The organism is Ktedonobacter sp. SOSP1-52, from assembly GCF_016587395.1.
The window spans coordinates 433782-456600 of the sequence record NZ_BNJH01000003.1 but is presented as its reverse complement, the minus strand read 5'-3'; the positions used below and the strand labels follow the sequence as shown (position 1 = coordinate 456600).

The following is a 22819-nucleotide window of genomic DNA, read 5'->3' as shown; positions in this document are numbered from 1 at the left end:
CTGTTAGGCAAAAACGTCTACTTCTTCGCTATTATTGACATAGTACGTCAGTACCGACTATAGTCGTTTTTAACGATAACGATATGCGTAACTCATGCAGTTTTGGTTGGCATGAAAGTGACATGATGAGTAATCAAAGAAGGCCTAAAGCATTACTTTGGCAGCATCTCTACGGTAATGATGGTGTGCCGGTCATAGCACAGCGCGTTTCCCTGATGAATGGAGATTTTGAACCTCACTCGCATGATTTTGTCGAGGTCGTCCTGGTTCTTTCGGGGTATGGGAACCATAAATCGCTAGTAGGAGAACAATCACTTGCGCCAGGTGACATCATCATTCTTCGCCCTGGTGCCTGGCATGTGTACCGTGCTTGCCGGCAACTCGAAGTCTATAATTGCTGCTTTAGTTGCAGCTTGCTGCAAAACGAGCTTTCCTGGATGGGCGAAGAAGCGTGGCTCCAGCACCTCTTTGTGGCAAAAGCGACCAGTGTAGAACAGCACAGTATCCATTTTTTTCATCTTGCTCAGCCGATCTCTACTACATGCTTGAGCCACCTGGACACTATTCACATTGCAAAACAGACAAACAGTGTTTTACAAAAAACTGCCATCCTTGGGCATCTGCTCCTCTTCCTCACCCAACTTGCTCAAGATATGGGCGAGCGCGATGCAATCGATGAGCCTTCCCTAGCATGGAAACGGGCGTTACCTATGACTGTGCTCTCTGCTAAAAACCTGCTCGATAAGCAACTTGCCTATCCCTGGAGTCTGGAAACGTTGTCTAAACGCCTGGGAATTGATCGTTCCTACTTGGTGAGATTGTTTACAGCACATATCGGAATATCACCTATAGCGTATCTCGCGCGCCAGCGCACCCAGCAGGCGACATATTTGCTGATCACTACAGATCTGCCTATTGCTGCCATCGGCGCAGCAATAGGTTGGCCCGAACCACGGCATTTTGCCCGTCGCTTCAAGGCTCAGGTAGGGATGAGTGCCTCTGCATACCGGGCACAATTTTTTGCGCCGATGATCCAGTCCGATCAAACACACCAGGCCACATTCGATGAGAGCAAGCAGGTATAAGATGGCAGTTAGCCTCCAACTTGTCGGCGTGTCTTACTTATCCAAAGGTTGCCCGGTAGGCTGTGGGCGTCTGATGGAAGGTAGTCTGGAAGGCACGAGCCAGGCGGGGGCCATCGCTAAAGCCAACTCGCTGCGCGATTTCGGTCATATTAAGCGAGGTGGTGCGCAGCAGCGTCTGGGCACGTTCCAGGCGTAGGGAGCGTATGTACGTAGCTGGTGGGACACCGACCTCGCGTGTAAAGATCTCGCTAAAGCGGCTGGGCGAGAGAAACAGTAGAGAAGCTAGTTGTGGTACGGTCAACGGCTCATGAAAACGCTCCTCACAAATGCGCAGAACGTTGGCAATGCCTTTACTACAGGCAGTTTCCCCGCTCACTTTGGAAGCAGGAAGTTCTTCGTCTACCGGTCCTTGCCCGCGTGTGACAGAGACAAGTAGATGAAATAACTGGCAGTGCGTCAACAGGACAGCGGCGAGTTCTGGTTCAACATACTCCAGGCAAATTTCTCCAAGTATCGCATTCACGGCACGATGATGCTCTGGTGAAAGGTGCAAGCGGTGCGCATAGCGGGGCTGCTTATCTCCAACGGTATCCTCTGCACCGATAAGTAAACGCCAGAATCCGGGTAGCGCACGTAATGCTGCTAGTTCTTCAGCAGAGAAGAGATGACGTTGAAAGTAAAACGCGTCGAGCTCAAGTGTGCGATAGTGCTGATAAGCATGGGTTGCTCCGGGTGGAAGAATGTAGACATCTCCAGGCACAACCGTATAGGGATGGTGATTAACCACATGGATGCCCTGCCCGTTCTGAACGATATAGAGGGCGTAGAAATCTACATGGTGGTGCGGACCGGTGTCTAGGCCATCAGCGTAGCGCTCATGTCGTAGCAGAAGAGGAATGGATTGATGTTGCTCCATGTTCGCGAATGAGCAAGGAATAACCTCCTGAGGTCTCGTTCGCTCCGTCCATAGATATGTATCTGGATACTGCATGCTATGCACCTACCTTTTCTGGAGAAAATGCCAAGAAATCCGCTGGAATTGACAAGACAATGATCCACCCTTGCTTTTATACTTACCTGAAGATCGTGTGTCTTGTCAAGCGATGATTGTTTTACCATGCTAGCAGGTAGGTGAAATTTGAGCACCACATGATAAGTGTAAGGCAAGACATGGAAGTAGCAGTACTGCATGTTACGATGTTTCAGCATACAGAAAGGCAGGCGATGAGCGATTTGACATCTGCAACTTTTGATACCTACGCGCCGTTTGTCGAGTCTGATGCGAACGCCGCTGCCGAAGCGCTGCGAAAGCAGATGAACGAACAAGGGTATCTCTTTTTCCGGGGACTCGTTCCAGAGGAGGAGGTACTCACTGTACGGCGTGCTGTGTTGGAAGTGATTAGCGCGGCAGGATGGGTTGATCCGGCTTACGACTTGATGGAAGGGCGAGCGATGCCCGGACACAAGCCGCTAACCGAGGGGCAGCCAGAATACGCTGCTGCTTATCGCAAGGTGTTGCGTACCCCCAGTTTCCATAACTTTCCGTGCCATTCTGCGCTTATAGGGGTGGCACAGAAATTACTGAGTGAGGAAGTCTTCGTGCACCCACGACGCATCGGGCGCATAACTTTTCCCGGTGCGGTGGCTTTCGCGACACCACCACACCAGGACTACTACTACATCCGTGGTTCTGTCGAAACCTATTCGTGCTGGACGCCCCTCGGCGCTTGCCCGCGTGAACTGGGCGGGCTGGCCGTCTGGCCCAGCAGTCACAACTTCGGCTTTATTGAGCACAGTATCAAACATCCCGGCGCTGTTGGTGGTCATGGTGTCCCTGTGGATGAATCTCAGGCACACTGGCACACTGCTGACTATGGAGTAGGGGATGCGCTGTTCTTCCGCTCGTACACCATCCACAAAGCGCTTCCCAATCTCACGCAGGATCGCCTGCGTCTCTCAACCGATAATCGCTATCAGCTCAGCAATGACGAGATCGACCCTGCTGCTCTCAAGCCGCACGGCGTGAGCGGAAAGTAGTCATACACACAGCGTAGCGATGAGGGCAGTGAACACTGTTTCACCACCTCATCGCCTACCAGTATTTGTATCATTGGTTCGTAGTGCGCAACAAACTGAGCGCTGAGAATGCGCGATCAAGTTCTACCTCACACCAGGAGGAGGATTATGGTTCGCAGTTCGCTAAACGAACGTCTCAATTTTCTCACTACTCGTCGCCAGGCCATCAAAACGATGAGTCTTGGAGCCACTGCTCTTGCACTGTCTGGTTGTAATGTCATTATGGGTGCTACGCCCCCGGGACTTTCCTCGTTAGGCAAAGATCCGGCCCCCGGACGCAAGACCGTCATCGAGATTTATAGCGTCTTTAGCAGTAATGTTGCCGTCGGTTGGAACGAGCTTGCCGCACGATATGAAAAAGCCCAGCCAGATGTTGGCGTGAAAATTACCTATGCACCTGCCAGCGGTGGCGGCGGAGATGACAATCCGAAGCTATTTACCTCCATCGCGGGAAAAACGCCTCCGGATATCGCCAATCTCACTCCTTTCAGCACACCCCAGTGGGCTGAACTGGGTATCATGACAGACCTCACCCCCTATTTGCAGCGTGATGGGATCACTGCCGACACTTTCTTCCCAATAGCTTGGCATGACATGAACTACAAAGGGCGTGTCTGGCAGGTACAGTGGGACGCGGACCCTAACTTTGCCTTCTTCTGGAATAAGGATCTGTTCCAGAAGGAGGGGCTTGATCCCAACCGACCTCCTCAGACCATCGATGAGGTAGATGAGTACTCGCAAAGGATCAACCGCAGCAAGGGAGGGAATGTCACACAGATCGGCATGATTCCATGGGGAACCTATGGCTTCAGCAATTCGATGTTCACCTGGGGCTGGGCTTTCGGCGGCGAATTCTATGATCCTGAGAAAGAAGAGGTTACCCCCGACAACGACTATGTGGTCAAAGCCCTTGAATGGATGGTAAAGTACGCCAGATCGGTAGGCGGGGCAGACAAGGTGAACGTGAGCCCGCCAAATCTACAGTTACCTCCCTTTGGTGCCGGCACAGTGGGTATGGCTCCACTGGTTGCCCCTAATGCCAGAGACTTAAAGACAGGAGCTCCCAATATGCATGTAGGGGCGACTTTGCTACCATATCAGGGACCAGGAGCAACACAACCAGGGGCCGGGGCCTGGTTTGGCGGCTGGAGCCTGTTTGTTCCTAAAGGGGCCAAACACCCAGATGAGACCTGGGATTTTATCAAGTGGGTCTCAACCAGTCCTGAAGGTACGCTGGCTCAATGGGAAACGGTTGGTTTCCCCCCTGCTTGCAAAAATACTCCCGTCTTCGATCGTATGAAAGCAGATCCCATCATGGGCCCATACTACAATGTGCTGCTGACAGCACAGCATTCCCGACCAGCTATCCCTGTGGGTGGGTTTTATGCTACACAATTTGAGCAAATAATCTCGGATGCTATCTATGGCAAGTTGACACCGTTGCAGGCACTCAGAACGGTCAAGGAGAGTACCATGAAGGAGTGGGTCCGCTTCAAGCGCGAGGCCGGTTCGTAACCCTCGACCCCTGGTATTTCTTTGGCATTCCTAATGGGTCTTTCTCATCGCTGAGTGCTTATCCAATTCCAATGAAGGAGGATATTGATGACCGCAACATCCCTCAAGCAGTCCAGTGCCCGTCTTCGACGACGGGATCCGCAGGCGCGTCGTAACTTCCTCTGGGGACTGTTCTTTACATCACCGGCCATCATCGGTCTGCTTGGATTCACTGCCTATCCACTGCTCGCATCCCTATATTACAGTTTTACCTCATACTCGATGTTTGGTCCCATCAGGTGGATTGGCCTGACAAACTTCACCGACCTGTTCACCGATAGTAACTGGTGGTTGTCTCTCTATAACACCTTCTACATCCTCATCTTTTCCGTTCCCCTGGGTATCCTCGTCGCCCTCGGGCTGGCGCTTCTCCTCAATTCTAAGGTACGCGGCATCACCGTTTACCGGACGATTTTCTATCTACCGAGCATTGTGCCGATTGTCGCATCTGCTGTCGTCTGGAGCTATGTGCTCAATCCACAGTATGGGGTTTTGAATAACATCCTGAGCGCCTTTGGGATCAACGGCCCTGGCTGGCTGACCAGCCCTGACTGGTCGAAGCCCGCCCTGATCCTTATTAGCGTCTGGGGAGTTGGTAATCTTATGATCATTATGTTGGCTGGCCTGCAAGATGTACCACAGGATCTCTACGACGCCTCCAGGGTTGATGGAGCGGGCGTATGGGGCCGCTTCTGGAATGTGACCATACCCTTCTTGAGTCCACACCTGCTGTTCGCGCTGGTGACCGGCCTGATCGCTGCCTTCCAGTACTTTGCACCAGCTTATGTCTTGACCAATGGTGAGGGCACACCAGCAGGTTCTACACTCATTTCCAGTCTCTATCTCTACCAGAACGCGTTCCGCTTCTTCAAGGTAGGCTATGCCAGTGCGATGGCGTGGGTTCTATTTATCATCATCGTTGTGTGTACCGTGCTGGTATTCCGTTTCGTTGGCCGGCGCATTTACTACGGAGGTGCATAGTCATGGCACAGGGCATTTACATTCCAGAACAAAACGAGGAGCAGGCACTTATCGAGACACGTCAAAGCGTCAGTAATCGGCGCTTCAGTGTAGGGCAGCGCATAGCAACACACGCGGTGCTCATCATCTTGAGCTTGATCTTTATTACGCCGTTTTTCTGGATGTTCACTGGCTCCCTCAAGACTGAAGCCGATTTGAATGCGCTTCCGATCGCCTGGTTGCCCCAGACCATCGATCTAGGGAACTACATCTATGGCTTGCAGGCACTGCCATTTGCCCTCTACATCGTCAATACACTGGTCATTTGTCTCTGCTCGATGATTGGAGCAGTCCTTGCCAGCTCATTTGTAGCCTATGGCATTGCGCGTATCGACTGGCCTCTACGCACACCGCTATTCATAATCATCTTAGGGACGACGATGATTCCCTTCTACGTGACAATGGTTCCCCTGTTTACTCTGTTTCGCAACATAGGCTGGGTAGATACCTACCTACCGCTGATTGTGCCAACGTTCTTCGGGGTACCTTTCTACATCTTCCTGCTCAGGCAGTTCTTCTTAACCATTCCCAGGGATCTATCAGACGCGGCAAAGATCGATGGCGCGAATGAGCTGTCAATTTTCTTCCGCCTCATCTTACCCCTGTCCAAACCGGCTCTGGCTGCGGTGGCGCTCTTCCAATTCCTGATATCCTGGAGCGACTTCCTGGGGCCGCTGATCTACCTCAGTAACCAGAACCACTACACAGTGTCACTGGGCCTCTCGTTCTTTCAGGGTCAATATAATACCGAATACGGGGCAATGATGGCTGTGAGCGTGGTGCTGGTGATACCTGTCATAATTTTGTTCTTCTTTGCCCAGCGTACTTTTATTCAAGGCATTACGTTGACGGGCGTGAAGGGCTAGCAAGGAGCATTTGATGAGACTTGGTTGTAACACGGTACTATTTCCCACGCAAGATTTGCAAGGAGCGCTGGCACGCGTAGCCTGGTGCGGTTTCAAGGAGGTTGAGTTGGCGGCCATACCGGGTATGTGCGAGCACGTTGTGCCCACGCGCGACGATGCGCAGGAGATCAAACGACAGGTAGAGGAAGCCGGACTACGAGCCGTCGCTATGGAGGCGGCGATGAACCTCACCGTGCCAGACAATATCCCGCGCTTCCTCTCGGTGCTGCGCTTCGCCGCGCAACTTGGCATCGAGATCGTCAATTCGGGTAACGGAGGGAAGAGCGATAATCGTGAAGACGAGCGCGTGGTGCATGCAGCCATTCGCGAACTAGCTCCCCGTGCGCAAGAATTGGGCGTGAAGATAGGCGTCAAAGCCCACGTCAATCAGGCTATCTATAATACGGCAAGCGCGCTGCGTGCCCTGGATGCGGTTCCGCTAGAAGGCTGGGGCATTAACTACGATGCCAGCCACCTCTATCGCGTGGGCGATGATATGGTGCAGGCTGTGCAGCAGTTGGGGCAGAAGATTGTGTCTGTACACATTCGCGATACCCTTGAACAAGTTATCCCCATCGGTCCGCCACCCACGCAAGTTGCGGGTCGAGGGAATATCGATCTGTTGGCCATCGTGCGTGCGTTGCAGGCGATAGGCTATAAAGGACCTGTTGATCTGGAGGTCATTGGTGGTGCGAAATTCCAGGATTGGCAGATGGTTGCTATTGCCGCCGAGAGCCGTGGCTATCTGCATCGCGTCATGCAAACAGTTGAGGAGGGATCATGTTAAAAGTTGCTGTCATTGGACTGGGCCATATCGGCCAGACCCATACACGCTATTACAGCCAGAACAAGGACGTTGAACTTGTTGCCCTATGCGATATCCTGCCCGAACGCGTCGATCCTGTGGCGCGCCAGTACGGGGTCAAAGCCTATCACGATCTTGACGAGATGCTCGCCAACGAGGCTATCGATGCCGTCAGCGTTGCCACTGCTGGCCACGAAAACGGTGGTCATCACTATGATCCAACCATGAAATGCCTCGCTGCTCGCAAGCATGTATTGGTGGAGAAGCCTATCTCCAACACTATTGAGCATGCACGCGAAATGGTGCGTTGTGCCAAAGAGCAAGGCGTGTTGTTTTGGCGTCAATCTAAATCATCGCTTCACACCAGCGGCGGATAGGGCAAAGCAGCTATTGACCGAGGGAAAAATGGGTGAGGTGCTGTTTATCAATATGGCTTTGTGGATTAACAACCCCAATGAAAGCTCCCCCTGGTTTCACATGCGTGCACTGCACCCGCATTCCATTGATGTCATGCGCACTTTTGGCGGCCCCATAAGGCGCGTCCAGGCTTTCATGTACAAGGGGCCGGGGCGCAAGATCTGGTCCAATGCCTCGATAAATATGCAGTTCGCCAGTGGTGCCGTTGGTCATCTCACTGGCAGCTACGATGCCAGTCGTTTTCATCCCATCGAGCGCTGTGAGGTAGGCGGCAGTAATGGGCGTTTTGTCATCGAGAATGTCTTCGAGCGGTTGGAGTTCTTCCCGCGCAATAGTCCCGACAAGCTTGTGGTAGCGAATCCCATTATGGGCGGAGGCATGGGGACGTTCGATGACACCTTCCGCAATCGTATCATGACGTTTGTTGAGCAGGTGCAGGCCGGTGGACCGCTCGACGCTTCGGGCGATGATGGACTGGCAGCTCAAGAGGTAATAGAAGCCGCTATACGCTCGTGGGAGCACGGCACGATTGAGGAGGTACAAGGGTAAACAAGATGCAGAGACCAAACATCGTTCTGATTGCCCTGGATACTCAGCGTGCGGACCATCTGGGATGCTACGGCTATTCCAAAGCGACCAGCCCGTTCATCGATAGCATTGCGCGGCGCGGCGTGCTCTTTGAGCGTTGTTACGCGCCCAATATTCCCACTCATCCTAGCTTCACAACCATGCTCAGTGGGAAGGAAGCGATGACGCACAACATAGTCAACATTGGTGGGGGTGCTCCTATTGCCGAGGGGATACGCCTGTTGCCTGAGATCCTCAAGAAACAGGGCTACGCAACCGTTGCTGTGGACAGTATGGGCCGCCATTTCAGCCGTGGCTTCGATGAGTACATTCCCTACACGTGGGATCGCTCTGATCCGAGGGTGCTGCGCAAGGCAGAGACGGTCAACGCAAAAGCGCTGCCAGTCATTCAGCGCTTGAGTAAGCAGGAAGAGCCGTTTTTCCTCTTTATCCACTACTGGGACCCGCACACGCCATATCTGCCTCCCCCGGCCTACAGGCGCAAATTCTATCCCAAAGACCGTGACCCTTACGATCCTGAGAACCACAGCATGGATGAAGCCTGGACATGGGAGCCGTTCAAATGGTACTTCCATGACTGGATGCCGGGTGTGACCGACGCCGAATACGTGGTCAATCTTTATGATGGTGAGACGGCCTATATGGATCATCACCTGCGTACTATCTTTGCTGAGCTTGCACCGCGACTCCAGGACACGCTGGTGATTATCACCGCTGATCATGGTGAAATTCTCAATGAGCAACTGGGGTACTTCGACCATCATGGGCTTTATGAAGGCAATGTGCACGTGCCCCTCATTTTCTACTGGCCGGGTACAATGCCCAGGGGCAAACGTGTGCCCGGCTTCGTGCAAAATCTCGACTTGGCACCCACCATGCTTGAACTGGCGGGCATCCTTGATCACGATAGGATGGAGGGCCTTAGCCTGCTTCCTCCTATCTTTGGACTGCGTGATGGCAATTATGATGAGGTGTACCTCTCTGAGGCGACGTGGGAGTTGAAACGTGGTTTGCGCACACAGCGCTGGAAATTCATCAACTCGCTGGAACCAGACCGTCACGGCCGCCCTATGCAAGAACTGTTTGATCTTCAGAGTGATCCACAGGAACAACGCAATGTTGTTGCGCAGTACAGCGATGTGGCCCAGGGACTGGCGTCACGCCTCGATACGTGGGTCGCGCGACGTCTGGCGGAGACGGGACGGAAAGTTGATCCTCTGCAAACGCAAGGCATTTGTGGCACGAAGATCGGCACACCCAGGCCCGGCGAACTTATTGGAGCAGGAGCCACGCCGCTACACAAGCGAAAACAGGCACAGGCAGCCACCATTCCCGCACCTGAGGCGCTTCGAGCACCCAACGAGGTAACCGACGAGGCGAAAGGAGTGAAACTCCATGGCTATGTCAAGCGATAATGTCGTGCGCATTGGGGTCATCAGCTTCGCGCATGGACATGTCAACGCCTACATCGAATCCATCAAACACTTTGACGATGCGCTTGTGATCGCAGCCTGGGATGAGGACAGCGAACGTGGCATGGCATGCTGTCAACAATACGGCATCGCGTACGAGCGCAACCTGGATGACCTCTTGCAACATGAAGATATCGATGCTGTCTTCGTCACCAGCCCGACCAATCAGCACGCGGTGCACGTGGTTGCAGCAGCGCAAGCTGGTAAACATGTGCTGCTTCAGAAACCTATGGCATTGACGCTGACAGATTGCGATACCATCATTTCTACGGTCAAGCGATACGGCATCAAGTTTAGCATGTGCTACCAGATGCGTGTCGATCCGGTGAATCGGAAAATCAAGGCGCTGCTCGACGAGGGGGCTTTGGGGAAGATTGCCGTCGTGCGCCGTCGACACGCGATCAATGCCCTGCTCACGCCAGGCTTTGCGCGATCTGGCAACTGGCATATCGACCCGGTGCAGAATATGGGCATGTTCATGGACGATGCCTCGCATGCCGCTGATTGGTTCTATTGGATGCTGGGGCGGCCCGTCAGCGTCATGGCGGAGATTGATAATATTGTCACGACTGTGGCCCTGGATGATAACGGCATTGCCATCTATCGCTTTGCCAAGAAGGAAATGGGCATTCTGCTAAATAGTTCGACAATGCTTGCTGCCGAGGCCACCACCGAGGTGTATGGCGACCAGGGCGTGCTTGTGCAAAATTATGGCGATGCACCATCGTCGTGGCTGCCGCATCCACCCGAGGCTCCTGCGCTCAAAATGTATCAAGCCAGCGCGCGTGAGTGGAGTAGCTTTGATCTACCCGCTAACCGCCAGCAAGCGGAGCGCATCAAAGCGGTACCACGCCCGTTGATCGACTACTTACAAGGACGAGCGGAACCATTGGCAACTGCGGAGGATGGGCGTGTATGCATCGAAATGGTGCTCGCTGCTTACCAATCGGCCCGGGAAGGAAGACGCATCCATTTCTCACGCTAGAAAGAGGGATTGACCCATGCCCGAACCTACAAACCAGCCCGATATCGTGGTGGTCGCCATCGATACATTGCGCCCGGATCACCTGGGATGCTACGGCTATCCCAAAGCAACTTCGCCAGAGATTGACGCGCTGGCTACTGAGAGCATCGTCTTCGACCGTGCTTTTGCCGCTGGCATACCAACCATGCCCTCATTTACCACGCTTTTCACCGGCTTGCATCCCTATCGACACGGTATTGTTGCGCATCTCAGCAAGCGCCGTCTCGCCGAGCGTATCCTGTTTCTTCCGCAATTGCTAAAACAACGTGGCTATATCACGGCGGCGTGCGATAACCTGGCGGTGCAGGGTAACGGACGTGGTAGCTGGTTCGCGCGCGGCTACGATTACTACTCAGGCTTCGTATACAAACCCTTTGCCGATCAAAGCAAGCAACTCACCGACCGCGCTTTGAGCTTGATTCAGGAATATAGCGGAAACCCGCTGTTTCTTTTTATGCACTACTGGGAGCCGCATACGCCCTATGGACCACAGCCGCCCTATGATATGTTGCATTACGAACCAAACTCTGGTCCGATTGACATAGCTGAGGTGAGAAGCATTTACCCTGAATACTACGATGCATTGCTAGACGATATGAAACTGCGTTATCCCGATGACTATGCTTATGTTGTCGCGCAGTATGACGGTGAGATTAGCCAGGTGGATGCTCAGGTGGGTCGTCTCACACGGGTGCTGAAAGCGCGCGGCAACTGGGACAATACCATCTTTCTGTTGCTCTCCGATCATGGAGAGTGCTTCGGCGAGGGCGGTTTCTACTTTGATCATCATGGCCTGTACGATGCCGTAACGCATATCGCGCTCATGTTACGACTGCCGGGTCAGCAGACCAGGCGTATCGGGGCGCTGGTCTCGACCGAAGATATCCTACCGACCCTTAGTGATCTGGTAGGGCTGCCAGCACTGCCATATCCACTGACCGGAACGAGTATCATGCCGCTGCTCAATGATACAAGTGAGGCCATACGACCGCATGTGATCTCCGCCGAGTCGACACGTCAAGCATCGCTCGCACTGCGCATGCTTGACTGGAAGGTCATTTTACCCATCGTTGATGATACTCAGGGGCAACCTTTGCCTGATTTTTACGGACGGCAGCGCAGCGCTGATCCGCTGCTCTTCCATCTCAGGTCGGACCCTGGCGAACAACGAAATCTGAGCGATAATCTTCCAGACAAGCTTGCCGAAATGCTGACGATACTCGCCGACTGGCGCACTGAAATGGCACGCATTACGGGCGAGCCGGACCCCATTCAAAGCCAGGGGCTGACCTTGCCATACAGCCAATTCATGGAGCGTGTTCTTGCCCGGCGCTGATAATTTGTTAAGAGGCTTACCGACCTGCTGTGCTGGCACGTAGGCTCAATATGCGCAAAGCTATCATGAAGTGCAAGGTAGCTACTTTCCAATTTCTCAGTAGTATGTACTGATCTGCTTTACAAGCTGCTTGAGCTATGTCGACTCGTCGCAGAAAACTGGTAGCAGATACTGCCAGCCTGTTACGCGTCTAAACCCGACCATTCAATCTTTTCTGCTGAGAGAAAACCGATTACAAGCAGAATGACGAGCAAAAACTCGCAGCAGAATAGGAAAACCTGTTAAATGAGAATCTATTTGCACCTGGTAGCAGTTTCGCGCATATTAGGCCTTGTACTACCACTTGAAGGAGGTGCGCTTATTTACCAATCATGTAGGAGTTGTCGCTGGTTCGAATACGACCAGGGAACCTTTTGTGGAATATACAGATGCCTACGGGTCTACTGGTCCTCAGACCTCGACCATTGGAATCCTGCAAATAAAGCGGTTGTGCTTGGTGGATCTGGCTATTCCTGGCCACACACCATTATTGGATTGCCCTCAGTCATCCCTCTGGGTGGTCGCCTGGCAATCTATTATGACGGGTTAGCCGAAAGCGGGTTCACCCATATGCGACGGACATGGTTATGCATATTTTAGAGCCAGGAGGGCTTCATTATGATGTGGAACAACAATTCATTGCAGCTATAACACCGCGGCCCGCGTTTTTACTGGTTTTGAGAATGCTCGAGGGCGTCACAGAACGCGAAGAAACCACCGGAACGCTTGTTGTACTCCGATGGTGACGGAAACACAAAAGCACCAGAGTCTTGATTGACTCTGGTGCTTTTGTTGGGTCCAACGGCGGAACCGACGGGATTCTCTTTATTTGCAACAATACTGCGTGACAGGAAGCCATTTCAGGCTGTATAAGGGCTATGATGCTATTATACTACACAATAAATTTTTATGGCTTGCCATTGGTGACGATGGAGAGATTCGCCTCTCATTGTTTTTTGCCATTTCTTCTCGTCCTCCTTGAGCTCAAAATAAGGCCGTTTATTTATGGATATTTATGTTTATTGGCTCTTATTTGTCTAGGTCGCTGTACACGTTGCTGTACTTGCTGTATAGCGATGCTTCCCTTGGCGGATAGATGTCGGAAGTGGCGGAAGATAAAACAGGCCCTTTCTAGGAAAAATGAGGCCTGTTTTATTGTGATCTGGTCAGCGGTAAGAGGGTTTGAACTACTCATAGGTCCATATTCTAATGGCTTGCCAAACATGTTGGACAGTATTCTACTCTGCCAGGCCAGTTGGCAATACAGTTCTCTAAAGTTTGTAAACTACAAGAACATGCCTTAAAATAATCAGTTTCTGTATAGTTCTGTTTATTGGGATCACTAATATGACGGCAGTTGGCTTTATGTACTTTAATTATGTATGATGCGTTTGGTTTGTATGCGTTGGCAACATAGCAACCTCCATTTGCATTTACCCATGCAAGATAGTCTTCACTGCGTCTTCCTGGACTGCCATCAAATATTTCTACACCTGGATAGCTAGGTACGTTTACCATAAATTTTCTCCTTGTTGTATATGGCGTAGTATTTCAATATAGGTAGATCAGTTAATTATAATTGTACCATATCACAATTGACGGATAAATAAGTGAAATGGCTGGTAAAAAATAAGACAAGAAATGTCTTTATAAAGATGTTTCCTGTCTTTAATTTATTTAGTAGAGTGGGAGGAGTTGAACTCCTTTTGATGGGTTTTTAGTATGGCTGCATAGCTCACCTATGGGCTTTTGGAGACGGTTTATGGGATTATTGTTGTCTATTCTTGTCTAACTTTTTCGATGTCTGTTGAGCGGTTTTGCTCTCACTTTTGCTCTCAATTGGTGGCACGTGCGAGTTTTAAGGCTGTCTTGCCATTGTTCATTCAGGATGGCTTTAAGAGTGAGAGGATGGTATTATTGAGCTCGTGAGAGAGAGCTAAAGTTTGGAAGCAACCCGCCGAGAGAAAAAGGTATGGGAGCACCAAAGAAAGCCGATTGGCGAGAAGAACGGCGCAAACGCGCCTGGGAACTGAAACAAAGAGGATGGAAACAAAAAGACATCGCAGTGGCGCTGGGGGTGACAGAAGGAGCAATCAGCCAATGGATGAAAAGCGGACGAGAGAAAGGAGAAGAGGGTCTCAAAGCCCATCCAGCCAAAGGAGCCACACCCCGTCTGACAGCAGAGCAACAAGCGCGCCTCCCAGAGGTGCTGGCGAAAGGAGCAGTAGCCTATGGATTTCCGGGAGACGTGTGGACGAGCCGGAGGCTGGCAGTGGCCATCAAGCGAGAGTTCGGGGTCAGCTACCATCCCGATCACTGTGGGTACCTGGTCCGTAAGATGGGTCTGAGCTTGCAGAAGCCAGTGGTGCGAGCCAGCCAGCGCAATGAGCAAGCCATTGCCCACTGGAAAAACCAGCAGTGGCCTCAGCTCAAAAAAAAGCCGAACAAGAAAAGCGCACAATAGTCTTTGTCGATGAAGCGGGCTTTTACCTGTTACCGATGGTGGTACGGACGTATGCCCCGCGCGGCCAACCCCCGGTACTACGAGTCCCACTGACCCGCGATCACATCTCTGCCATTGGAGGCATCACCCCCAACGGGCGGATCTTCATGCAAACGCAAGAGCGAGCGTACAAAGCAGTGGATGTGGTCCGGTTTTTGCAGGTGCTCCTGCGCAAGATTCCTGGTCGCTTGCTCGTCATTTGGGATGGCTCACCCATTCATCGAGCGAACGTGATCAAGCAGTTTCTTGCCAGTCCGATGGGGAAACGAGTGCATTTGGAACGCTTACCCGGCTATGCGCCGGAGCTCAATCCACAAGAAGGGGTATGGAACTTACTCAAACGTCGTGAACTCAAAAACCTCTGTTGCCGGGACCTTGCTCACCTGCGCCAGGAACTAGTCCACGCCAAAGAGCGCCTGCGCCATCGGCGGACCATCCTGCAGCATTGTTTCTCCCATGCTCTTGCTGAGGTTTAGTTGCCAGTCACGAAATCAATAAGTTTCTCGTCCATCTGCGAAAGACGCCCTGTTTAAGAAGTGCTCCTTGAGAAACGCGGTGAAATTGTGCATTTCTCGCTGGTACTCCTTCAACTTGCCCTCTCGTATTTCAAGAGAACGGATGATCTGTAATCTGGCTCCTTGGCTCTCCAGGATGCTTGTACCAGGGATGTGAGAGTACACAATCAAGGTGCAATCGTGAGACACAGAGCAGTGCTCATAAAAGCTTTCAAGCAGGGTTATCACACGTTGCTGATCTTGGGCATGCATTGCATCGGCTTGTTCTCGCAAATGCCGAGCTGGCGCGTATACTTCATGCAATGTATCAAGGCTATGTTTCTCTTCTTTGCGTATTTGATCAGCCTCTTTCATTGCCTGTGCAGCTTGTCTGTACCGCTCGTCTATACCAGGTGTGGTCAATGTCACCCACGGCGCGAAGCTCCCACGCTCCAGATGCCCTTCGCACGACTGGCGCGTTTTGACACCTAGCAGGTTGAGTACCACTACTGTCTCAAAAATGCCTTCATCAATCGGCATTCCTAAGCGGTCGGTCGTCTTTCTGAACTGCTGGCATGCCTCTCCCCATTGCTGTTGTTTTATGTTTACGCTTGCCTGTGTCATGTTACGCTGCTCCCCCTTCAAAGTCCTGGCTACGCTCTTCAGTGGGGAAACCTGTCACAGGTTACGCTTGGTCTTATCCCCGCTTGGCGTTCTCTGTTCTCTGAAAGATACTCTTCTTGTTTATCAAGAGCAGTCAGGTGAAGTTACTTCAGAGTCCAGTTTCTCATCAAAATATTGAATTTCCAGATTTCCATCAAGCCAACGCTCAAACTACTCCTCTAGCATGGTAGCTTGTAAGTGAAGCCGATGCTTTGCTGCCTGTCCAGTAGAAGTATAGAGCTCATCTGGAAAGTCACTCTCGACAAAATACACATGATTGCTCGGTGCATAAACATAAAAATCGCCCTCACCAGCAGTATCTCCACAAAGATGGAAAAAAGTCATTGGCCACTCCCTCTCTGCAAGACATACCAATTGAGGAGAAGAATACGTCCGCACATATGCCTCCAGATCAAACGGTATGGGGCCAAAGTATTCAGGCCACCTCTGATAGCAAAAATTCGCCCCATATGTAGAGAACCGTATTGCCGAAGCAATCGCTCTTTGCTCATCTCTCTATAACGTGGATCATGCAAAACCCAATAGCAGAATCCTCCCAGGATACCAGTAAGCCCATCCCCCGGTCCGAAACCGCCGTTCGCAACATGAAGGTAAAGATCACGAAGCAGAGGTGGATGCTCAAAACCCAGGCTTTCTTCAACCTGGGCAAGCTGTTTTGGAGTAACTGGAGAAAACTCAAAACCGGCATGTGGATCGTGGGTCAACACCTTTGTTTGAAGATGGCCATTTTCGTAGTAATTACCGGCATACCCACCCTTATAGCTATCCGATCCATACCAGTGAGCGAAATGAGACCATGCAAGAATACGTTCCCATAGCGGATACGATTTTTCGTTTCTTAACGGAAATCCGTCATCTTTCCGTGGTCGTATCGACCGATACTGTTGGGGAGGCGCTTCCCTAAATTCTGCGAAAAAAAGCATCATTGTATGGTTCACTGTACATAAAAAACCCTTCCCTATAGTGGAGACACAGGAAGGAGCCTTGTTCTGCTGCAATTAGGAAAGCGCTTGAACAAGACTCGCATGCATCGCCCGAAGGTTCTCTCCGTATTGACCATGATCAAGACGCGCGAGATGCTCCAGAACAGGTCCTGGCGCATTTGCCAATTCGTGTTCGACGAGATCGGGCACTTCTGGATGCTCAACGATACGGTGCATCATCTCTCTAAGCACAGGGAGTCCGGCGGGATTGTGCTTTTGGTGGTGTTCGAGAAACCTTTGCCAACGGTCCTCAAGAAAAGGGGTGTAAAAGCGACAATCAGCGGCATCGATGCCAAAGAGCACCTTCCCCTTCACCATCGCCTGATGAATATCTCCCGTTCCACAATAGTAATGCAAGACCTCATGGCGCCAGAAGTCCTCAGCATTAATAATGGCATACCTCTTTCTGCGATAGAGGACCGTTTTGTTCGTCACGTCAATCCTTTTTGGAAAAAAGGCGTCCCGCTCAAACTGGATAGCTACAGCGACCAAATCCCGATGAGGAGGCGTGACCGCCCAGAACACGTGCTGTTGCGGGAGATTGAGAGCGCGAGCCAGCACATAGTAAAGCCGTTCATGGATGGCATCGCTACCGACTTTCAGCAAGTAGCTGATGGGCGCTTTACGCCGTTGTTCCCAATCGTGCGCTGTTTGACCAATACGCCGCGCCGCCCCCACCCAGTAACTCAGGCCGCTCTTCCTATGCTTGCAGACATAATACTGGGTGATGTCAACAGGCGTCTGAACATCAACCGGCCAATTCCAGGCCGTTTCCTCGTCTAGAGGCATGTGAGGTAGACCAATCTCCATCTGTGGCTGTCCGCTTTCCACGCTGTGATTACTCCTCGCTCAGCAGTCTTGTTTGTAATTATGCATATCTGATATTCATGCCATTCGACATTATCTTACCATATATTTCAGAAACGATAGAGCGTATAAGGCCAGCATAGTCTAGGGAAGAAAGATTCTACTAAAGCCGAAGAAAAAAGACGCAATTACTATATAGGTGCAAGAGAGATATAAATTGCAAAAACCAAGTTGTTGTGCTATTCTTACGCTAAAGTCTATTCATGTTTATAGATCCTATGGGTTTGTACGTTTTTCAGGTGATAGAAGAAGGGAGTGCTGTGCGCACCACACCAGCGGTATGTGCATGGCTGTACACATATGAGCGGTATCGAATATAATGATCAGCAACTTTCCCCTGTCAACTATGCCGAACTTCTCCAGGCTATTCAGGAAGAAATACAGAAACCGACAAAGGGTAGCGATCAGAGCAAAAGCAACGAATACATTTTCCCTGAAAAAGATAGGCTATCCTTTGATATTGATAAAATCGCTGACGCTGTCGCGCGAAGATTTGCCGATAGCAACCGCTACCCCTTCGAAATCAGGGATGGTCTGAGCTATGCGTCAGTCCATGCCCTCGATATCAACGAGAAGTCAGAATTTAGCCACGATCTTCAACAAAAAATCTTCAATGAGCTGCGCACCCAGTTGCTTGGTCGAGTGGAGAAAGTACTTAAGCACCACTCCCTGGAAAGCTATACGCAGGCGCTACGAACGCCTATAGATGCATTTATCCAGGACAAAGCAGTCGGGCTTTCCTATCCACTCAAAAAAGAACACCTGCTAGAAAAACGCAGTCTGCACGCAAGCAAAGAGGAGTCAAAGGACGATACTTGGCTGAAAGCGCATAAGTTAACGCTCAAGGTCACCAATATTGACAGTTTTACTGAGCAAATTGTCCAGAGCATCAACGATTATATCGAACAATATGATGGCTGCGACGAAGACGATGTCGCTGATGTGCGAGAGAACCTGGCTAGCGCTCAAGTCCAGGAGAACTCGAATCTCAATCAGCTCAAGGACATTGTCCTGAAAGAATCTGTGGCACGTATACACCGTGAAGCCAGAATACGCTATCTGCACTACCTAGCACACGGTATGCAGACGTGGAAAAAGAGCAAACAGCCGCAAAGCCAAAGCGCTCAGAAGCTGAGCAAGGCTATCCAACTCCTGGGCAATCTCATTCGACGCCTTCAAGGGCTAGATGCATACACCCGCCAGCCGGACAAAGCCTATAGCGAATATACAGTATACTTCAACAAAGATGAGTTCAACTACCGCGATCTCTTTGCGCGCGCCGATGCCTTTAACGCGCTCCCGATTATTCCGGAGATAGACGGTTTCCTTGGAGAAAACACTGATACAAACCGGCATACCAAAGTTTTCACCTCCGGTGTCAAAATAAAATTCAACGGGCAAGTCCATAATCACGGAGGTAACGGGCGCTCCGTCTTCGACTTCAACACTATCTTGCTCGATCCCACAAGCAAAGAATTCCTGGCACGCAAAATTGCAGCGAAAAACGAGCACACCTTCTATGACCTAAGTTTTGGCCAAATAAATGGCGACATGCGCAGGAGCGACGAAGGTTTGGAAAGGGCTGAGTAAGACAGGAGCCAGCGGAGCATCCTGATTGAGTCCGATCTGACGGACGCGCCCCCACGCATCAAGGAGGAGAAAGCCACTGATATGAAAAACATCGCGTACCAAACGCAAAGGTCCGTAGTGCTGCACCGCAGAGGTCGTTACGACCAACCACTCTTGTGCCCAGACGAGCACATTGTGGACCAGGCTGCCCAAGAGCATAACCATCTGTTGCGCTTCAAACCGCTTTTTGCTGCGCTTGCCGAGGGCACCCCCCTGTTTGTCGCCTTTGAACGAGGTTTCGACCCCACCTCCACGCTGATCGTAGAGACGCAGGTGGGCAAGCAGCAGATCCTTGACAGGATCAAGACTGTGGACAAGCAGGCCATCACTCAGTTCTTCAACCTCATCGGGCAGCAGGCTGCAGATCAGGACCGCGATGCCCCACTGTCCATTAGGTTTGCGCTTACGAACTGCGATGCGCCTCACAGGCCGCACATACTCCGGCGCTTCCACTTCGACCCATCCCACTTGCCGCCCCGGCTCATCGGGATCGTCAACCCAACGGGTCACGGAAGCTGCCAGGCGAGTCGCACGTTGGCCGGAGTAATCCTTGCACAGGATCTGGTAGCCTTGGGTGAGCGACCAGTTCACATCGTTCATGCTGCCACCCCCAGCATCCACCCGCAACAGGGTGCGCGCGCGTTTCGCGCCATTAAGGTCCAGGATCTCCTCGGCAGCTTGAACCAGAGGCACAAACGCCTCGGACAGTTTGGTCCGGCCCTCAAAGAGTTGATCGACGACGACTTCCCCGTAGCGGGTCGCCAGGACACGGCCCAATTGCCGTCCACGGCGGTTGCGCGCCCCAGCAAAGTAGCCTTTGGTAGCCAGAGCAGCCTTTTTGCCACACGGCAGACCCGTGAGATCAACATCCAGGATTTGAAATTGCCGATGGTAGTCATGCCGATAGCCTTGGCTGTGTTGGCGATACATCAGCTTCATCGCGTGCTCCATTTGCTTCACCGTCTCGGCGGTACAGGCAGAGAGCGTTTCCTGGACGACCGATTGCTCGGCGCAGCGCGTCCGTCCAAACGCGTGTTGCAGCGCACGATCGCTCCTCAAGCGGCTGTTGATCTCCACCAGCCCTGTGGCTCCCGCCAGGATACTGATGAAGGCATCGGACAGTTTCTCAAAGGGCGTGTCTTTCACGGTCTTCTGCGGGATCTGAACGAGCTTTCGGATCGGTGCCAGCAGATCCAGGGTGCGTAGTTTGATGCCCAGTGCGGCTAGGCTCGCACATCCGGTAAAACGTTGGGTCAGTTTCATCGTAGATTCTGTCATGATGATGAATCTCCTCTTGTTTGGTTGACTTTCTGCAAGAGCTATAGATCATCATCTTTTTCTTTGCAAGCTCTTCTTTTGCCAAGCTTGCTGCCACTATTTTGGCCAAAATTTACGTATGAGAAAGTACTGAAAGTAGCTCTGCTCTACTGTTTTGTGTTTGTAGAGATGGAGAATAAAGACTTTCGCCCAAGCGCCTACTTTGAAAGCGAGCTCCTCCCCGCACTCCGCTCTAACGACGACGCACAAGTCATCGCTGCGATCAAAAAACTCAAACAAGCCGTTACTCAGCCGATAGTGAGCAATAATCTCAACGTGCTGCGCGATACAATTGTTGATTTTCTGAGACAGGCACCCATTGGCCCCACTCAACAAGAATACTCGCTGGCATTGACGCTAGACAAAAGCATCCTTACAAAAGACGTCAACCAGATTATTCAAGGGAACTTTTTTCAAGACACCTTTGATAGCAGCAACGGGCGCAACGCGCTCAAATACCTAGCCGTCACCAGCGATGCCCCCAGCGCCAATACACTGAGTAAATTGTCATTGAACATGGTCTTTGAGCCCATCTACTACTCTCCCACCGGTCAGCAAACCGATCAATTCACCATGTACGCGCAGACGGAGGGCATTCACATCTTACCAACATTCCTGGCCCCCATTGACGAAGGAGCACCCAACAAATATAAAAAGGCTTATGAAAATACCAGCCGCATCGCGCTCTACTACCGCCATCATGACGTTTACGGGGACTCTACGCGAGCCTTCGTGTACCGTTTCACCTACACGCTCCTCGCCTACACCGCGATTAAGATACTCGCCGACAGTCTCCCGATCGAACAGAAAAGAACACTATTCACTCCTATCATCTGTATCCACGCCAGGGCAGAGCAGGCACCGGATGAGAAAAGCGACAAGTACGACGACGAGACTTTTATGCACTCACTCTCTAAGCAACTTGCCCACATGCTTGGAGAGGACTATATGAGTGGTTCACAAGGGTTCCATATCGATACAATTCAAAACAACGTATACAAGTTGGGGAATGCTCTCTACTCGCTCTACTCTACCCTGCCACATACATTTAAATTGCAAGAGCCGGAAACCAGTGATGCATCATCCGCACCTGAGCGCCCCCATCTCTTGAATAAGCTTGCGATTATCGTTGTTTCTAGCCGCAAGAGCGATGAGAACCTCAAATCGCCCGACTCCTATATATCCACAGTCATAGGAAAAGTTATTGGACTCGAAAGGGGTTCAGACAACACCGTCACCGTGCGTACACTGAACACATTCTCAGCCAATCAGAACAGCCAGGATCTTTTTCGCCGCCCCGATGTCATTATCGAGCAGGTGAAAAAGTATCATAGCCAAGGCTATCAACATTTTCTCTACGTTGCGCGCGCGCCTTATAGCAGCAATCTCAATATATCCGATAGCGACGAGCAGGATCTCTTCTTCATGAATAAAGATATTATCCAGGCCATGCGCAGCGTTGACGATACCATCAAAGTCTACCCGACCTTCTGCGACAAGTACTACGTTATCAACCGGAAATTGCCATCGGCACAAAGTGGGCCGCTGCTACGCGCTGACTCACTTTATATAGATAATATCAGCGATCTCACAACGGTAAGCAACGACCCGTCACGTCGCTCACAGATCTTTTTGAACCTTTTCAATGGCATCAAAGTCAATCCCAATGCCATCTACAATGGTGTCATGTCCTATGCGACGTTGATTAACGTCTATACCAACGATCCAACCTACGATCAATATATCTGGAATGACCTGCTCAACACCTCAGCATCCAATAGCATGAAGGCGGAGATCCTCGATTTTATTACCCTACTGCACTTTTCACGATATGAGAAAGCCGGTCAGCAAAGGAATCCAGTAGGTTTCAAGCTCGACCCCTACACTGACATCATCGGCGATTCATCCGTCGGAGCGCTCTCAATCTTTCCCAACATGAACGATGGACGAGCGCGCTTCAACTCCCTGGCTTTCCTGACCGTTGTTCGCGCAGTCATGCACGTTAACGCAAAATAGCAGTT

21 protein-coding genes are annotated in these 22819 nt (G+C 51.4%); 16 read left to right on the top strand and 5 right to left on the bottom strand.

All coding sequences use genetic code 11. From position 1 onward, the window contains the following. Positions 1-122 precede the first annotated feature (122 nt). Entirely contained in the window at positions 123-1085 is a 963-nt protein-coding gene (locus tag JMJ16_RS27585; RefSeq protein ID WP_201386805.1) for an AraC family transcriptional regulator, read from the top strand. A gap of 37 nt (positions 1086-1122) precedes the next feature. On the opposite strand, the gene JMJ16_RS27580 is transcribed toward JMJ16_RS27585, so the two are convergent. After that, on the bottom strand, positions 1123-2076 hold the full coding sequence (locus tag JMJ16_RS27580) for an AraC family transcriptional regulator (RefSeq protein ID WP_201386803.1): 954 nt from the start codon (positions 2074-2076) through the stop codon (positions 1123-1125). A gap of 233 nt (positions 2077-2309) precedes the next feature. Here JMJ16_RS27580 and JMJ16_RS27575 point away from each other — a divergent pair, with 233 nt between their 5' ends. The 11 genes from JMJ16_RS27575 to JMJ16_RS27525 all read left to right on the top strand — a co-directional run bounded on the left by JMJ16_RS27575 (position 2310) and on the right by JMJ16_RS27525 (position 12871). After that, on the top strand, positions 2310-3122 hold the full coding sequence (locus JMJ16_RS27575) for a phytanoyl-CoA dioxygenase family protein (protein ID WP_236601723.1): 813 nt from the start codon (positions 2310-2312) through the stop codon (positions 3120-3122). A 147-nt stretch (positions 3123-3269) separates the two neighbouring features. Then, complete coding sequence (locus tag JMJ16_RS27570; RefSeq protein ID WP_201386792.1) at positions 3270-4676, top strand: ABC transporter substrate-binding protein; 1407 nt, start codon at positions 3270-3272, stop codon at positions 4674-4676. 87 nt (positions 4677-4763) lie between these two features. Then, positions 4764-5696: a carbohydrate ABC transporter permease gene (locus JMJ16_RS27565; RefSeq protein WP_007906930.1), complete on the top strand. Its 933-nt coding sequence runs from the start codon at positions 4764-4766 to the stop codon at positions 5694-5696. Between the two features lie 2 nt (positions 5697-5698). Further along, positions 5699-6601 carry a carbohydrate ABC transporter permease gene (locus tag JMJ16_RS27560; RefSeq protein WP_201386790.1) on the top strand — a complete coding sequence of 301 codons (903 nt, stop codon included), beginning with the start codon at positions 5699-5701 and terminating at the stop codon, positions 6599-6601. A gap of 13 nt (positions 6602-6614) precedes the next feature. Continuing rightward, entirely contained in the window at positions 6615-7427 is an 813-nt protein-coding gene (locus JMJ16_RS27555) for a sugar phosphate isomerase/epimerase (protein WP_201386788.1), read from the top strand. Beyond that, a complete protein-coding gene (locus JMJ16_RS27550) occupies positions 7421-7822 on the top strand; it encodes a Gfo/Idh/MocA family protein (RefSeq protein ID WP_201386786.1) in 402 nt (133 codons plus the stop codon). Before JMJ16_RS27555 ends, JMJ16_RS27550 begins: the two co-directional genes overlap by 7 nt. Before the next feature lie 52 nt (positions 7823-7874). Beyond that, complete coding sequence (locus tag JMJ16_RS27545; protein ID WP_201386784.1) at positions 7875-8411, top strand: Gfo/Idh/MocA family oxidoreductase; 537 nt, start codon at positions 7875-7877, stop codon at positions 8409-8411. A 5-nt stretch (positions 8412-8416) separates the two neighbouring features. Beyond that, positions 8417-9865, top strand: coding sequence for a sulfatase (locus JMJ16_RS27540; protein ID WP_201386782.1), 1449 nt, complete (start codon positions 8417-8419; stop codon positions 9863-9865). Continuing rightward, positions 9846-10907, top strand: a complete 1062-nt coding sequence (locus JMJ16_RS27535; RefSeq protein WP_201386780.1) for a Gfo/Idh/MocA family protein — start codon at positions 9846-9848, stop codon at positions 10905-10907. The genes JMJ16_RS27540 and JMJ16_RS27535 overlap by 20 nt, the downstream gene beginning before the upstream one ends. Positions 10908-10923: 16 nt before the next feature. Next, the gene (locus JMJ16_RS27530; RefSeq protein ID WP_201386778.1) at positions 10924-12282 is read left to right on the top strand and encodes a sulfatase; all 1359 of its coding nucleotides are present in this window, start codon (positions 10924-10926) and stop codon (positions 12280-12282) included. A gap of 415 nt (positions 12283-12697) precedes the next feature. Beyond that, the gene (locus tag JMJ16_RS27525; protein WP_157506387.1) at positions 12698-12871 is read left to right on the top strand and encodes a hypothetical protein; all 174 of its coding nucleotides are present in this window, start codon (positions 12698-12700) and stop codon (positions 12869-12871) included. A 656-nt stretch (positions 12872-13527) separates the two neighbouring features. Here the strand turns inward: JMJ16_RS27525 and JMJ16_RS27520 are convergent. Continuing rightward, a complete protein-coding gene (locus JMJ16_RS27520) occupies positions 13528-13839 on the bottom strand; it encodes a hypothetical protein (RefSeq protein ID WP_201386776.1) in 312 nt (103 codons plus the stop codon). A gap of 454 nt (positions 13840-14293) precedes the next feature. On the opposite strand from JMJ16_RS27520, the gene JMJ16_RS54665 reads away from it, so the two are divergent. Continuing rightward, complete coding sequence (locus tag JMJ16_RS54665) at positions 14294-14785, top strand: winged helix-turn-helix domain-containing protein (RefSeq protein ID WP_236601427.1); 492 nt, start codon at positions 14294-14296, stop codon at positions 14783-14785. Further along, complete coding sequence (locus tag JMJ16_RS54660; RefSeq protein ID WP_236601428.1) at positions 14740-15300, top strand: IS630 family transposase; 561 nt, start codon at positions 14740-14742, stop codon at positions 15298-15300. The genes JMJ16_RS54665 and JMJ16_RS54660 overlap by 46 nt, the downstream gene beginning before the upstream one ends. A 15-nt stretch (positions 15301-15315) precedes the next feature. Here JMJ16_RS54660 and JMJ16_RS27510 read toward each other — a convergent pair whose 3' ends face one another. Beyond that, positions 15316-15942: a hypothetical protein gene (locus JMJ16_RS27510; protein WP_201386774.1), complete on the bottom strand. Its 627-nt coding sequence runs from the start codon at positions 15940-15942 to the stop codon at positions 15316-15318. Between the two features lie 1058 nt (positions 15943-17000). Beyond that, entirely contained in the window at positions 17001-17816 is an 816-nt protein-coding gene (locus tag JMJ16_RS27505) for a hypothetical protein (RefSeq protein WP_201386772.1), read from the bottom strand. A 336-nt stretch (positions 17817-18152) separates the two neighbouring features. Here JMJ16_RS27505 and JMJ16_RS27500 point away from each other — a divergent pair, with 336 nt between their 5' ends. Beyond that, on the top strand, positions 18153-19442 hold the full coding sequence (locus JMJ16_RS27500) for a hypothetical protein (RefSeq protein WP_201386770.1): 1290 nt from the start codon (positions 18153-18155) through the stop codon (positions 19440-19442). On the opposite strand, the gene JMJ16_RS27495 is transcribed toward JMJ16_RS27500, so the two are convergent. Continuing rightward, complete coding sequence (locus tag JMJ16_RS27495; protein ID WP_201377970.1) at positions 19377-20759, bottom strand: transposase; 1383 nt, start codon at positions 20757-20759, stop codon at positions 19377-19379. The two genes, JMJ16_RS27500 and JMJ16_RS27495, sit on opposite strands and share 66 nt — an antisense overlap. A gap of 168 nt (positions 20760-20927) precedes the next feature. Here JMJ16_RS27495 and JMJ16_RS27490 point away from each other — a divergent pair, with 168 nt between their 5' ends. Beyond that, entirely contained in the window at positions 20928-22814 is a 1887-nt protein-coding gene (locus JMJ16_RS27490; RefSeq protein WP_201386769.1) for a hypothetical protein, read from the top strand. The last annotated feature ends 5 nt before the right edge of the window (positions 22815-22819 follow it).